General features: G+C 63.9%; 16 protein-coding genes and 1 pseudogene. 5 read left to right on the top strand and 12 right to left on the bottom strand.

Going from position 1 to position 11,145, the window contains the following annotated elements; translation table 11 throughout:
* The first annotated feature begins 66 nt into the window (after positions 1 to 66).
* The gene (gene fdxA / locus FS507_RS16320) at positions 67 to 390 is read left to right on the top strand and encodes a ferredoxin (protein ID WP_075811641.1); all 324 of its coding nucleotides are present in this window, start codon (positions 67 to 69) and stop codon (positions 388 to 390) included.
* Positions 391 to 399: 9 nt separating this feature from the next.
* Here the strand turns inward: fdxA and FS507_RS16315 are convergent, their stop codons facing one another.
* The 8 genes from FS507_RS16315 to FS507_RS16280 form a co-directional block, all read right to left on the bottom strand.
* Entirely contained in the window at positions 400 to 774 is a 375-nt protein-coding gene (locus tag FS507_RS16315) for a nuclear transport factor 2 family protein (protein WP_145943822.1), read from the bottom strand.
* Between the two features lie 19 nt (positions 775 to 793).
* Positions 794 to 1,444, bottom strand: a complete 651-nt coding sequence (locus FS507_RS16310; RefSeq protein WP_145943821.1) for a LysE family translocator — start codon at positions 1,442 to 1,444, stop codon at positions 794 to 796.
* A gap of 63 nt (positions 1,445 to 1,507) precedes the next feature.
* A complete protein-coding gene (locus FS507_RS16305) occupies positions 1,508 to 2,326 on the bottom strand; it encodes an AraC family transcriptional regulator (RefSeq protein ID WP_145943820.1) in 819 nt (272 codons plus the stop codon).
* 18 nt (positions 2,327 to 2,344) lie between these two features.
* Positions 2,345 to 3,154 carry a hypothetical protein gene (locus FS507_RS16300; RefSeq protein ID WP_145943819.1) on the bottom strand — a complete coding sequence of 270 codons (810 nt, stop codon included), beginning with the start codon at positions 3,152 to 3,154 and terminating at the stop codon, positions 2,345 to 2,347.
* Positions 3,151 to 3,867, bottom strand: coding sequence for an ABC transporter ATP-binding protein (locus FS507_RS16295; RefSeq protein WP_222121446.1), 717 nt, complete (start codon positions 3,865 to 3,867; stop codon positions 3,151 to 3,153). The genes FS507_RS16300 and FS507_RS16295 overlap by 4 nt, the downstream gene beginning before the upstream one ends.
* The gene (locus FS507_RS16290) at positions 3,864 to 4,409 is read right to left on the bottom strand and encodes a helix-turn-helix domain-containing protein (RefSeq protein WP_145943818.1); all 546 of its coding nucleotides are present in this window, start codon (positions 4,407 to 4,409) and stop codon (positions 3,864 to 3,866) included. The genes FS507_RS16295 and FS507_RS16290 overlap by 4 nt, the downstream gene beginning before the upstream one ends.
* Before the next feature lie 39 nt (positions 4,410 to 4,448).
* A complete protein-coding gene (locus FS507_RS16285; RefSeq protein ID WP_145943817.1) occupies positions 4,449 to 4,937 on the bottom strand; it encodes a mycothiol transferase in 489 nt (162 codons plus the stop codon).
* A gap of 34 nt (positions 4,938 to 4,971) precedes the next feature.
* Positions 4,972 to 5,913: a tyrosine-protein phosphatase gene (locus tag FS507_RS16280; protein ID WP_186314736.1), complete on the bottom strand. Its 942-nt coding sequence runs from the start codon at positions 5,911 to 5,913 to the stop codon at positions 4,972 to 4,974.
* A gap of 139 nt (positions 5,914 to 6,052) precedes the next feature.
* On the opposite strand from FS507_RS16280, the gene FS507_RS16275 reads away from it, so the two are divergent.
* The gene (locus FS507_RS16275) at positions 6,053 to 6,787 is read left to right on the top strand and encodes a PIG-L deacetylase family protein (RefSeq protein ID WP_145943815.1); all 735 of its coding nucleotides are present in this window, start codon (positions 6,053 to 6,055) and stop codon (positions 6,785 to 6,787) included.
* Positions 6,788 to 7,030: 243 nt separating this feature from the next.
* Here FS507_RS16275 and FS507_RS16270 read toward each other — a convergent pair whose 3' ends face one another.
* The 3 genes from FS507_RS16270 to FS507_RS16260 all read right to left on the bottom strand — a co-directional run bounded on the left by FS507_RS16270 (position 7,031) and on the right by FS507_RS16260 (position 8,113).
* Positions 7,031 to 7,510 (bottom strand): Hsp20/alpha crystallin family protein, encoded by a 480-nt coding sequence (locus FS507_RS16270; RefSeq protein WP_260853589.1) that lies wholly within the window; start codon positions 7,508 to 7,510, stop codon positions 7,031 to 7,033.
* A gap of 125 nt (positions 7,511 to 7,635) precedes the next feature.
* Positions 7,636 to 7,896, bottom strand: coding sequence for a lipopolysaccharide assembly protein LapA domain-containing protein (locus FS507_RS16265; protein ID WP_186314735.1), 261 nt, complete (start codon positions 7,894 to 7,896; stop codon positions 7,636 to 7,638).
* Positions 7,897 to 7,915: 19 nt separating this feature from the next.
* A complete protein-coding gene (locus FS507_RS16260; protein ID WP_145943813.1) occupies positions 7,916 to 8,113 on the bottom strand; it encodes a CsbD family protein in 198 nt (65 codons plus the stop codon).
* Between the two features lie 184 nt (positions 8,114 to 8,297).
* On the opposite strand from FS507_RS16260, the gene FS507_RS16255 reads away from it, so the two are divergent.
* The 3 genes and pseudogenes from FS507_RS16255 to FS507_RS16245 all read left to right on the top strand — a co-directional run.
* Positions 8,298 to 8,903: a TetR/AcrR family transcriptional regulator gene (locus FS507_RS16255; protein WP_145943812.1), complete on the top strand. Its 606-nt coding sequence runs from the start codon at positions 8,298 to 8,300 to the stop codon at positions 8,901 to 8,903.
* 74 nt (positions 8,904 to 8,977) lie between these two features.
* A complete protein-coding gene (locus FS507_RS16250; RefSeq protein WP_145943811.1) occupies positions 8,978 to 10,135 on the top strand; it encodes an MFS transporter in 1,158 nt (385 codons plus the stop codon).
* A 30-nt stretch (positions 10,136 to 10,165) separates the two neighbouring features.
* Positions 10,166 to 10,291: pseudogene (locus FS507_RS16245) on the top strand (type II toxin-antitoxin system VapB family antitoxin); the annotation flags it as partial.
* 341 nt (positions 10,292 to 10,632) lie between these two features.
* Here FS507_RS16245 and FS507_RS16240 read toward each other — a convergent pair.
* Entirely contained in the window at positions 10,633 to 11,055 is a 423-nt protein-coding gene (locus FS507_RS16240; RefSeq protein WP_145943810.1) for a hypothetical protein, read from the bottom strand.
* Positions 11,056 to 11,145 lie beyond the last annotated feature (90 nt).

Genomic DNA, 11,145 nt, shown 5'->3' with positions numbered 1-11,145 from the left:
GCCGTGTGGAACGTGTTCAACTGGGACGACGTCGCCGAGCGCTACGCCGCCGCCAAGAACTGATACATGACCTACGTCATCGCCCAGCCCTGTGTGGATGTCCTCGACCGGGCGTGCGTCGAAGAGTGCCCGGTCGACTGCATTTACGAGGGCAACCGCATGCTGTACATCCACCCCGACGAATGCATCGACTGCGGCGCGTGCGAGCCGGTCTGCCCGGTCGAAGCCATCTTCTACGAAGACGACCTCCCGGACGAGTGGGAGGACTACATCGACTACAACGTCGCGTTCTTCGACGAACTGGGGTCGCCCGGTGGGGCCGAGAGTATCGGCCCCACCGGAACCGATCATCCGACGATCGCCGCCCTGCCACCGCAGAACCAGGAGTAGACGCCGCTCTCAGTCACTGACCGCCGTCTGCTGATAGAGGGCAAGCCGCGGCTTGCCCTCTATCCGTCGGTACACGCTGGACATCAGGGCGGTGAACGGCGCAGCAAGATCCGACCGTGTCGCGGTGGCACGGTAGGTCAGCGCCGCTGCATCGTCACTGAGGTGGATGAACTGTTCATCCTCGATCATGTACGTCTCCCACGCCGGTGCGCCGTCGAGCGAGTCGACGACCTGCTCACGGGACATCGTCATCCCGTTGACCAGGACGAAGACAGGGTCGTCGGTCAGTATCCGCCCGTAGAAGGTTCCACCACTGGACTCGCAGAGCGACTGCCAACCCGCGTGCTCGGCCTCCAGGAGTTCTTCTGTCGTGAAATGGTTCATTGCCCCACACTAACGCACGCTACCCCAGTTCGATGAGCAGCTCGACGACCATCACCACACCGAAGAGGGCGAGGAACACCCCGGCGATCCGTGTCAGCCACGGCACGATGCGCCCGAGACGGCGTAGGGCCCGTGCGGATCCGAACAGGACAGCGACCAGCAGGTCCCACGCCAGGACCAGCCCGACCATCCACACGCCGTAGAACGTCAGCGCCGTCGCCCCTGCCCCGGAGACAGCGGTCGCGAGACTGACGTAGAACAGCGCATTCTTCGGATTCAGCAGGCCGGACGCCAACCCGAAGCTGACGTTCCTCGCCCAGGACATCTGATACGTTCTGCGCGTCTCCTCAGTCAGCGTCCTCCGGTCCGGCACCGGCAGACTGTCCGCCTGTTCCCCTCTCGCAGACCGGAGGAATGCAGCGCCGATGTAGATGAGAAACAGTCCACCAGCCAACTGCATCACCCCCAGAACCGCGGGGTTCTGGATCGCAGAGAGACCGGAGAAGGCAGCGGTGATGATGATGCCGTTGGCGACCGCGATGCCCAGGCAGGCAGCACTGGCACGCCGCCATCCTTCGGTGACACTGAGACGCACGATGAGGAAGAAGTCCACACCGGGGATCAGCAGGGCGAGGAAGTGCGCGACGGCGACGGCGATGAACTGGTCCATGATCATAAGGGTGCGGCTCAGCCACCCGTCACGTCTTGTACGATCTTGCGATCTACCTCGCGCTCACCCCCTGTAGGCACCGGGGGTGGCGGCGACATGCGCCCGGAAAATCCGGTGAAAGTGGCTCTGGTCGGTGAAACCCAGTCTGCTCGCTGTGTCGGCGATCGCCACACCGGAGCGCAGCATTCGCCGCGCCTCCAGAATCCGGGCATTCTGCCGCCATGCCACCGGACTCAACCCTGTCACCTGTTTCACCGCCCGGATGAGCTGATAGCGGCTCATTCCCACCATCTCCGCCAGATCATCCAGGGCTGGCGTCGATTCGTCGTACCGGAGCCGGTGCAGGACGGGCTCAAGCTCCTCCGTCAAAGCCAGGTGGGTGTCCGTCGTGGACGTGGTCGTAACAGTCGCCGACGCCTCCCGCTCAGCGTGTGCGATGACGTCGGCGAGCCTGCGGCACTCGCGCTCCAACTCTGCGGCGGGGCGGTCCGCGGCGATCGCATCGTTGACCCGGGTGAGCTGCTTGGCGACCTCCCGGGATCGCAGGACCCGGACCCCTGCTGCCCCGACGATGGTCGGTACCAGCGCATCAGCCCATACCGTGTCCAGGTGGGTCATCTGGTACCGCCACCGTCCTGCATTCGGATTGCAGGAGTGGACGTGCCCAGGAGGGATAACGACGACGTCGCCCGGGGCCAGCGATACCGGACCGGTCAGCCCACCGGTGAGGACAGAGCTCCCCTCGTCGATGAGACCGAGGGACAGCACGTCGTGGGTGTGTGGCCGGTAGCAGGTGTTTTCCCTGCAGGATCGCCGCAGCTCCAGTGACGGTATCGCTGTACTGCGGTGGAACTCCGGTGCCGTTGTCCTCGTGGTTGCCATCGCTGACGAGACTACCTCTCAGGTGCTGAGAACCTTCGTGCTGCGGAAACCTCTGGCGGTCAGAGTTACCAGCGCAGCGCTGGCGACGACGGTCAGCACCAACACCAGCACGAGTGCCGACAGGACCCACGTGGGCAGCAGAAGCACGGTCGGTACGGCAATCATCGCCGGCAGCACCGCCAGCAGGCGGATCGGCCCACCGTTCATTCCCGCCTTCGTCTCCAGGCTCCCGGGATAAAGCAACGCCCCGAAGAGAGTGGCTGTGGCCGACCAGACAGCCATAGAGAATGGAACGACGACCAAGGCCACGACAAATGCCGGAGACAACGTCACCGACATGTCGAGGACCAGGACGGTCACCGCCGCTGTGACTCCGAACACCACCGTCGCGACAACCCATGACGCGGCAGTGAGCAGCAGCCCAGCCCCAAGGTATGAACGGAAGAGGGCCCGGCGAGGGACGGGCCCCGCGAGCAGTACCTCGATACCGCCACCACTGATGTCGTCGGCGGTGACTCCCGGCAGCGTCAAGGTCGCGACCACCGCAACCAGCATCCCCAGAATGGCCGGGGCCATGCTCAACAGGTAGGTCGTCACCGGCAGGAGGTCGCCCTCGCCGTCGTGCACGCTCACCAGCCCGGTGCCCTGTGCGGGGATGAGGTCGTCGAGGCCGGCGGTGTTCATTCCGCCGGGACCGGCGAAGATGAGCACTGCCAGCAGTCCTCCGATGACCGCGGCGAGCCAGACGGCGGTACTCCGCTGCTGCTGCCACGCTCGGCGGGCGAACGCGGCGCTCCGTGCCGTTGTTCCTCTGACAGTCGCACTCATGGTGCTTCCTCCAGTACCTCGAGAATCATCTGCTCCGTCACCTCTGTGCCTTCGCTGTCTGCGCTGATACTGACGAGTCGTGCTCCGCTGATCACCAGGAAACGTGCAGCGAGTTCGAGCGCCTCGGGAACACTGTGGGTGGAGTAGAGGACGGTCCGCTCCTCGCCCCATCCGCGCAGGAGTTCACGGGTGCGGGCGGCGTATACAGGGTCCAGCCCGGTCAAGGGCTCATCGAGGACGACAAAGTGCGGGTCTGTCATGGCCAACCGTGCGAGATCGACACGTTGCCGCTGTCCGCGGCTCAGCTGCCTCACCTTCTTTCCCATCAGGTCGGCGAGGTCGAAACGGTCGACGAGTTTCTCGGTGCTGAGCAGGGTGACGTCGGGATAGGTCGCGGTGACGGACTCCCAGAAGCGGAGGTTCTCCTGCACGGTCAACGCCGCTGCCAGTGCGGACTCGTGACCCAGGTAGCCGATACGCGTGCGGACGGGCGAACCGTCACTAACCTCGGATCCGAGTACCGTCGTCTCCCCTTCGAGGGCGGGGATGATGCCACACAGGGTGCGCATCAGCGTTGTTTTCCCTGACCCGTTCCGGCCGAGAAGGGCCGTGACTCCCGGGCGTAAGGCGAAGTCCACCGGGCCCAACACCTCGTTGTTTCCGTAGCCCACCGTCAGCTTCGTGGCTCGGGCGCTGTCCTGGAGCATTGTCATGACTCCTCCTGCCCTGGGGTGTCACGCGGCATGAGAATGGTGGTGAGCCGTCGTGGACGGCGGTCGTCCCGTTGTGTGTTCTGCCGAAGTCGCAGGAGAGCTTGGGTGACGGACCCGAGGAAGTCATCGAGTTCCTCGTCACTCGCCCAGAAGTCGGCCTGGGCGAAGTTGACCCGGTCGTCGACGAGTTCCGGGGTGCCCGCGTGAAGGTAAGCGTCCATGTCACGGATCGTCCCGGACGCGAAGACGGTGAACACGGTGAGCAGTTCGTCCGGTGTGAGGGATTTCAGATCCTCCGCAGTTGGGTTGGCCAGCGTGGGAGCGATGCGGTAGATCTTCTCGCTGGTGCCGCGTACCGGCCGCTCATCAGCGATCTCCACGACGCCGGCATCCACGAGGGTGGCGATATGACGGTAGAGGGTGGCGATGGGGATGTCCGGAAGGAGTTCACGGATCTGATGCGTGGTGAACTCCTCACCGTCGCGGAGGACCTGGACGATGCGGAGCCGGACCGGGTGCAGAAGTGAAGACGATGAGACCATGCCCAAACACTATCATTATCGATAATGATAGTGAAGTGGTCAGTGCAAGGACGTCACCACGTCACGGCACAGCTCCAGATGCCCGAGGTGCTGGGCAAGCTCATGAAGAATGTGCTCGAGAACCCACTCCGGAGTCACCTCGGACACATCCCGGCGCGAGGTCCCTGTCGCCTCTCGATTACGGATCCCCTCAGTGAGGGCGACCCGGGCCCAGCCCGGCAACCTGCCGCGGACCTCCTCGATCAGCACATGTGCCTCTGCCACCGTCCCCGACGCCCGGAACTCAGCGTCCCTGTCGCGGGGGATGTCCTCTCCCGCGACGAACGCGCCACCCCAGTAGTGGGCCATGCCGTGAACATGGGTGACCAGTGCGAAGGCGGTATTCACCGTGCCAGGCAACGGTGTTTTGTTGACTGTGCGGTCATCGAGGGTCTCCAACGCAGCGATGTAGCCGTCGAGAATCTCCGCCGCCACGGAGACGAAGGCGTGGTACCGGTTGTCACTGAACTCGTAGTCCTCGGTGCTCATGCCCCTGAGTCAACCACGGGACCGTCGGAACCGGTCACTTCTCGACGAGCTTCTCCTTCAGCGCCAGCACCGTGGAGACGTCGAGACCCAGGCCGGAGACCAGGTACGTGTCAACGTCTCCGTAGAACTCCTTCAGCGCGTCCAGGCCTGAGCGCAGGAAGCCCTCCTGCACTCCGAGCAACACACGGTAGGTATCTGCAGCCTGGTCACCCTCGGATTCCCGGATCTGCTCGACGGTCGCGTCGATACGGTCCTTCGAGTAGTCGTTGGTTGCGAGGTAGTTGGCGATGACGTCCTTCTCGGTGACTCCGGCGGCGAGCTGCAGTACGGCACTCACCCATCCGGCACGGTCCTTGCCGGCGGTGCAGTGGAAGACGACGGGACCGTCGGCTTCTGCGACGGCAGTCACTGCCTTTGCGAGCCGGGCTTTCATACCGTCGTCGGTGACGAGACTCCGGTTGAGTTCACCGAGCATGGTCGCGGCGGCATCCGGAGAGTCGACCCGGAGATCCGTGGTGGGGTTCGCGGCGGTGGTCGCCCCGCCGACAACGTCGACATGCACGTACTCCGCGCCTTCGGGGACGCGGTCTGGATGTTCCTCGATCTCACTGTCTGTCCGCAGGTCGATCACGGTGGAGATGCCGAGACCTTCCACGGTGGCGAGGTCCTCGTCGGTGATGTCCAGGGCGTTGGAGCGGTAGACCGAGGCGGCCTTCAGGTGACCGTCGCCCGTGCTGTAGGCGTGGTCGGTTCCGGCCAGGTCCCGGAAGTTGTCGGCAGAGGCCAGTCGAGGAGTCTCGAGGGCGACGGTCTGCACGTCGTCGGTGGCTGTCACAGAGCCGGGTACGCTCTCGGCGGCTTGTGCCTGGCAGCCGACGAGCAGCAGAGACGTGGCCACCAGCGCTGCAGTTGCCGGTGCGAGAACCGGGCGGAGCGCGGGACGGTACGGGAGCAGACGTGCGGGGCGTGTGTTCATGGGTCCTTCGCAGGAAGTACGGCGAGTTAAGGGGTGGTCACGGAGATGGTCTCGTGCTTGAATGTCCACAACGTGGACGGAAGATGTCTGCCGTCCGTCCTGGCCGTGAACGTTTACCTGCCGTAATGGAGGCCGGACCATGACCGACGAACGTCTCGAACTTCTTCACCTCGATGACAGCGAGCGTGTGCTGTGCGTTGTCGCCCACCCTGACGACATGGAGTACGGTGCGTCCGCTGCCGTGGCGGAGTGGACGGACCGCGGGATACCCGTGACGTACCTCCTGCTGACCTCGGGAGAGGCGGGCATCGACTCGATGGCCCCTGCTGAGACGGGACCCGCCCGCGCCGTTGAACAGCATTCCGCATGCTCGCAGGTGGGTGTCGAGGACCTGCGGATCCTGGGCTTCTCCGACGGCGTGCTCGAGCACTCCCTGGATCTGAGGAGGGCGGTGGCGTCGGTGATCCGGGATGTCCGTCCCACCACGGTTCTGACGCTGGGATGGGATGTGGAGATGCCGTGGGGGTTGAACCAGGCCGATCACCGGGTGGCCGGCCTGGTCGCCCTCGATGCTGCCCGCGACGCCGGAAACCGGTGGGTGTTCCCGGACATCACTTCGGACGACGGACGGGTGCTGGACCGGTGGCAGGCCAGCCAGTTCCTGGTCTTCGGTTCACCTGCACCGACGCATGCTGTTGCGGTGTCGGATGAATCGGTGGACCGCAGCATCGCATCGCTGGAACAGCACAAGGTCTATCTTGCCGCGTTGGACGACCATGCCGCCCCGCGGGACCTGATCAGCGGTGTCACCTCGGATGCTGGCCCTCAGGCAGGCGTGGACCGTGCTGTGCCGTTCCGCCGCTACGAGTTGTAGGCCCCGGACCGCTCTCAGCCCGGCCGGCCTCGCTGTGGTCCTGGCCCGACCAAACTAATCACCAGCGATGCGAGGAAGGAGCGGAGGCCACCCCCCCCGCCCTGGCAGCGCTGCCTGGACTACTCCAGGACACCTTTGCCGGACATGACGAACGGCGGAGCCGCCGCGCCAGTCAGTGACTGCGCTTTCAGCGACCCCGCCGATACGGACTCGAAACTGCGGGAGAACTGTTTCCGGATGTGTTTATGCGGTGATCTCCTTCCTGTCGGTGCCGTGATCGATAGCGATCTTGCGCGACTTCGCCTGTTCGGCGAGCGGCAACGTGACGGTCAGTACGCCGTTGTCGTAGCTGGCAGTGATGGCGCCCGGGTCGACCGAGTCGCCGATTGTCACCTGACGCCGGTAGCTGCCGGCGAAACGTTCGTTGACAAGCCAGTCGACAGAGCGGTCCGCACTTCCGGCAGAACTGTCAGAGCCCTCGACGACGCCACTGCGCTGGGCGGTGATCGTCAACGTTCCGTTGTCGAAGTCGACGTCAATGGACCCGGGATCCATGCCGGGGAGATCCGCGGTGAGGACGTAGTGTTCGTCGAGCCGGTAGAGATCCATCGGCATAAACCGGGGCGAGCGGGAGCTTCCGGTGTTAACCGGCGACGTGATGTCGAGAAGCCCGCGGGCCAGCGTGTCGATGTTGGTGAACGGGTCAAGGCTGAATGTAGCCACAGTGAAGCACCTCCACAATGAAAGTGAAACCTGCGCTCCGTCACCGTATAAGACGGAGCGTGCACGACTTTCCGTGCACCGCTGGATTCTAGCACTCGGATGCTCCGAGTGCTAGGGATGCAGCGTCATTTTCTCCGTCGGATAGCGACGATCCCGGAGAGTGCGAACGCAACGATCGCACCTCCGATGGCCGCCGCCACCAGTCCCACGGACAGCGGGAACGCAAATTCCCATCCGAGGAAGCCCATGTCGACCTGGTCGGTGTTCTGGCCGATCAGGATGATCAGCGCAATCGCCACGATAACGACGATCGCCGTCGTGACAACCAGGCCAACAGACGACCGTTGCCGCTTCGTGGTGTCGGACGCAGTGTTGTCAGTACGCATGGTGGACTCCCGCCTACCGTCAGTTGCCGGTGATCTTGTTGATACCTTCGGAGATCTTGTCCTTGGCATTCTCTGCGGCGTCTTTGACGCTGGACTTGGCCTGGTCGACCTTGCCCTCACCCTTGAGCTTGTCGTTGTCGGTCGCGTCGCCGGCAGCCTCCTTGGCCTTTCCGGTGGCGTCTTCCGCAGAGTTCTTGATCTTGTCATCGAGACCCATGATGAAGTCCTTTCAATAGAGTGAGTGGGTACCCGAGATCGTAGGCCGCCTTCGCTGATTTCGCTCACCTTGTTAGCAAGTTGGTACCATAACGTTGCCCTATCGTTATATTTCCGCCGTCAGCAGACCGATCCTGACCGACCATTTTGTATTCAATCATCCAGAATCTGCTACGCTCGTCTCCATGGCCAGACCACGAGAGTTCAGCGAAACCGCCGTCCTGGACGCCGCAGTCGCCCAGTTCCGGGTGCACGGCTACGCCGACACCTCGACCGAGCAACTCTGCTCGGTCGCCGGCGTGCGTCGCAGCAGCCTGTACAACACCTTCGGCTCCAAGGACGAACTGTTCATACGGGCCCTGGAGCACTACCTCGTCGACACCGGCGGACGACAGGAGGATGCCCTCAGCAACGAGGATCTCTCGGGCGCCGAACGACTGGACGCCGTGATGGATCTCATCCTCGGCGAGGAGGACGATGCAGCCCGGCACGGTCATGCCGCCGGCTGCATGGTCGTCAACTCCCGGATGGCACCCGACCTCGTCGACCAGGATGAACGTATCGGACAACTCCTCGACCGCGGTCTGGCCCATCAGACGTCCCTGCTCATTCAGGCGGTGGAGGTGGGACGGAGAGATGGCAGCCTCAAAGCCGACCTGCCCCCGCGCGAGACCGCACTGACGGTCGTCTCGCTGATCTCGGGCATCCGCGTTCTCGCGCAGGCAGGAACCGGCCCCGAGGACCTGCGTCAGATCACTAATCTGACCCTCAGCGCGCTGAAGACGGTCTGACACACCGCATGGACTGAACCAGAGCACACGTCTGCCCACATTTTGTACTTTAGAATACAGAAAGAGAACACACGATGCCCAAACAGTTGTATCTGCTCATGTTGACCATCCTCGTTGTCGTCATGAGCGAGCTCCAGATTGCCGGAATGATGCCCGAGATCGCCGATGACCTGGGGGTGAGCACCGGCCAGGTGGGTCTCCTGGTGTCCTTGTACGCACTGGGGATGGCGCTGGGCGGTCCCCTCCTCGCCTTCGCCGCCCGCCACAGCCCACCCAAGCGCTCCCTCCTGCTGGTCGTCGCCGCTTACGCGGTCCTCGAAATCCTTGTCCCCCTGGTCCACGAGTACTGGTGGCTGGCGCTGCTCCGCATCATCACCGGATGTCTCTCCGGTGCCGCATTCGGACTCTCCGTCACGTTCGGCGCACGCCTGGCACCTTCACCCACCCGGATCGGCGAGGCGGTGTCGATCGTGCTCGGCGGCATCATGGTCGGCACCGTCATCGGCCTGCCCCTGTCACATTTCATCGCCGGACGCTGGGGCTGGCAGGCCAGCTTCTACGTGCTCGGCGCGGCCGCATTGCTGCTGTTCATCATCAGTGCACTCGCGCTTCCCCACCGCGAGGCAGCCTCGCAGGACGACGCGGCACAGGACGTGCGGAACCTTCGCTCGCCCCGTCTGTGGTCGAGGTACCTGGTGAGTCTGCTGACCATCGGTTCCGCCTACGCGGCGTTCTCCTACTTCACGCCGCTGCTGGAGCAGACCGCAGGGTTCTCGTCCGACGCCACCACCGTGATCCTCCTCGGCTACGGGGTCTGCTCGTTCATCGGCAATCTCGTCGTCGGACGCTTCGCCGACCGGCACGCGGTCGCCGTCCTCCGTTTCGGCCATGCACTGTTGTTCATCGCACTGATACTGCTCGCTCTGTTCGGGCAGGTCTCGCCGCTGGTGGTGATCACCGTGCTCATCGTGGGCCTGGCCGGGGTGACGATGAACCCTGCGCTGGTCACCCGGGTGGCGGAGGTCGGTGGCACCGGCAACCTCGTCAGCACCGTCCACACCGCAGTCATCACGATGGGGGTGACCCTGGGGACAGCGATCAGCGCGGTCACCATCAGCCTCTTCGGCGATGACCCGGCCGTCGCCATGTGGACCGGCGTCGTCTTCGCCGTGCTCGCGGCGGTAGTGCTGGCGATGCAGACCGCGCGGAGGCCCTTGTCCGCCAGCGCGTGACGGAACATAATCAACGCCACCAGACGATGCGCCACCCTTCTTAGTTCAGGTCTGGAGTCCCTCATCCGCGTGGAGAGCGCACGTCGCCTGGCGGCGCTCGGAGGTTCAGATCCCGACGCGACAGCCCCACCCCGGCGACGAGGAACGGCGGCGTGATCCTCGTCGATACCTCAGCTGCTCCGGTGTCATAGAGGCACTCGTCCTGGGATCCCCTAGGGAAGGTGAGAAGCTCTGGGGACAGGGGCTGCGATGTCCACCTGTTGGGTTCGGCCCGTCTCGCTGGCTCGGCAATCTGGACCAGGGACAAGCGCTTCCGAGAGGCCGCGAAACAGATGGGGTCAGCGTCTACGAGGGACGGTGACCGGTGACGAGTGACGCCGAAGCGACCACGCGTCAGGAACGCTACGACCGAGGGAGAGCCATCCCTGAACAGATTGACGACGCCACCGGTACAGCCGTCGTAGACGGACAGGCGGATATGTCACCGAAAACTAGGGTCAGTCTCCTGCGGTCAGTTCAAGTCGGTAGGTCTTCCACCCGAAGAACTTCAGGCGACTGTTGCGTATTGTGGTCACGTCGGGGCAATTGCCCGAAGCCAGTCTGTTACCGCGAGACCTAAGCAGCCGACGGAAGCTGATCGTCACCCCCTCGCCAGGAGTGAGCCTTTCAAATGCGACTGTCTTACGCGTCGCCCGGCCCACGTAGTCCCCTGCAAGGTGCGCTTTCGGGGTTGGCGTCGTGAGGACGACGCCTTCTTCGAACTCCCAGTTCTCTCCGAGCTGGATGGGGAACCATCCGTTGTACTTCAGGTTCGCCCTGTTGTCGTCGGACTTTCTGAGTTCGAACAGTGGAGCTCGCAGCTTCTGGAGAAGAGCGAGAGCCAGAGCTACGACGAGCCCAGAGACGATACCGGAGGCCAAGCCAGGAAAGACATTCTCCCAGAATGAGGGACTGCTGCGCGGATAGGTGACAGGGTGTAGTCACGCCGTCAGTGCGACGGTCGTGTTCAT

Source organism: Corynebacterium glyciniphilum AJ 3170 (assembly GCF_007673095.1).
Classification (GTDB): Bacteria; Actinomycetota; Actinomycetes; order Mycobacteriales; family Mycobacteriaceae; genus Corynebacterium.
This window is presented reverse-complemented; position numbering and strand designations above follow the sequence as displayed.

What these genes read in the sequence shown, in the direction of transcription:
- FS507_RS16310 (WP_145943821.1), bottom strand. Translation starts at nt 1,444, where the DNA reads ATGGACCAGTTCATCGCCGTCGCCGTCGCGCACTTCCTCGCCCTGCTG.
- FS507_RS16305 (WP_145943820.1), bottom strand. Translation starts at nt 2,326, where the DNA reads ATGGCAACCACGAGGACAACGGCACCGGAGTTCCACCGCAGTACAGCG.
- fdxA (WP_075811641.1), top strand. Translation starts at nt 67, where the DNA reads ATGACCTACGTCATCGCCCAGCCCTGTGTGGATGTCCTCGACCGGGCG.
- FS507_RS16285 (WP_145943817.1), bottom strand. Translation starts at nt 4,937, where the DNA reads ATGAGCACCGAGGACTACGAGTTCAGTGACAACCGGTACCACGCCTTC.
- FS507_RS16295 (WP_222121446.1), bottom strand. Translation starts at nt 3,867, where the DNA reads ATGACAATGCTCCAGGACAGCGCCCGAGCCACGAAGCTGACGGTGGGC.
- FS507_RS16265 (WP_186314735.1), bottom strand. Translation starts at nt 7,896, where the DNA reads ATGCGTACTGACAACACTGCGTCCGACACCACGAAGCGGCAACGGTCG.
- FS507_RS16275 (WP_145943815.1), top strand. Translation starts at nt 6,053, where the DNA reads ATGACCGACGAACGTCTCGAACTTCTTCACCTCGATGACAGCGAGCGT.
- FS507_RS16260 (WP_145943813.1), bottom strand. Translation starts at nt 8,113, where the DNA reads ATGGGTCTCGATGACAAGATCAAGAACTCTGCGGAAGACGCCACCGGA.
- FS507_RS16315 (WP_145943822.1), bottom strand. Translation starts at nt 774, where the DNA reads ATGAACCATTTCACGACAGAAGAACTCCTGGAGGCCGAGCACGCGGGT.
- FS507_RS16250 (WP_145943811.1), top strand. Translation starts at nt 8,978, where the DNA reads ATGCCCAAACAGTTGTATCTGCTCATGTTGACCATCCTCGTTGTCGTC.
- FS507_RS16290 (WP_145943818.1), bottom strand. Translation starts at nt 4,409, where the DNA reads ATGGTCTCATCGTCTTCACTTCTGCACCCGGTCCGGCTCCGCATCGTC.
- FS507_RS16280 (WP_186314736.1), bottom strand. Translation starts at nt 5,913, where the DNA reads ATGAACACACGCCCCGCACGTCTGCTCCCGTACCGTCCCGCGCTCCGC.
- FS507_RS16255 (WP_145943812.1), top strand. Translation starts at nt 8,298, where the DNA reads ATGGCCAGACCACGAGAGTTCAGCGAAACCGCCGTCCTGGACGCCGCA.
- FS507_RS16300 (WP_145943819.1), bottom strand. Translation starts at nt 3,154, where the DNA reads ATGAGTGCGACTGTCAGAGGAACAACGGCACGGAGCGCCGCGTTCGCC.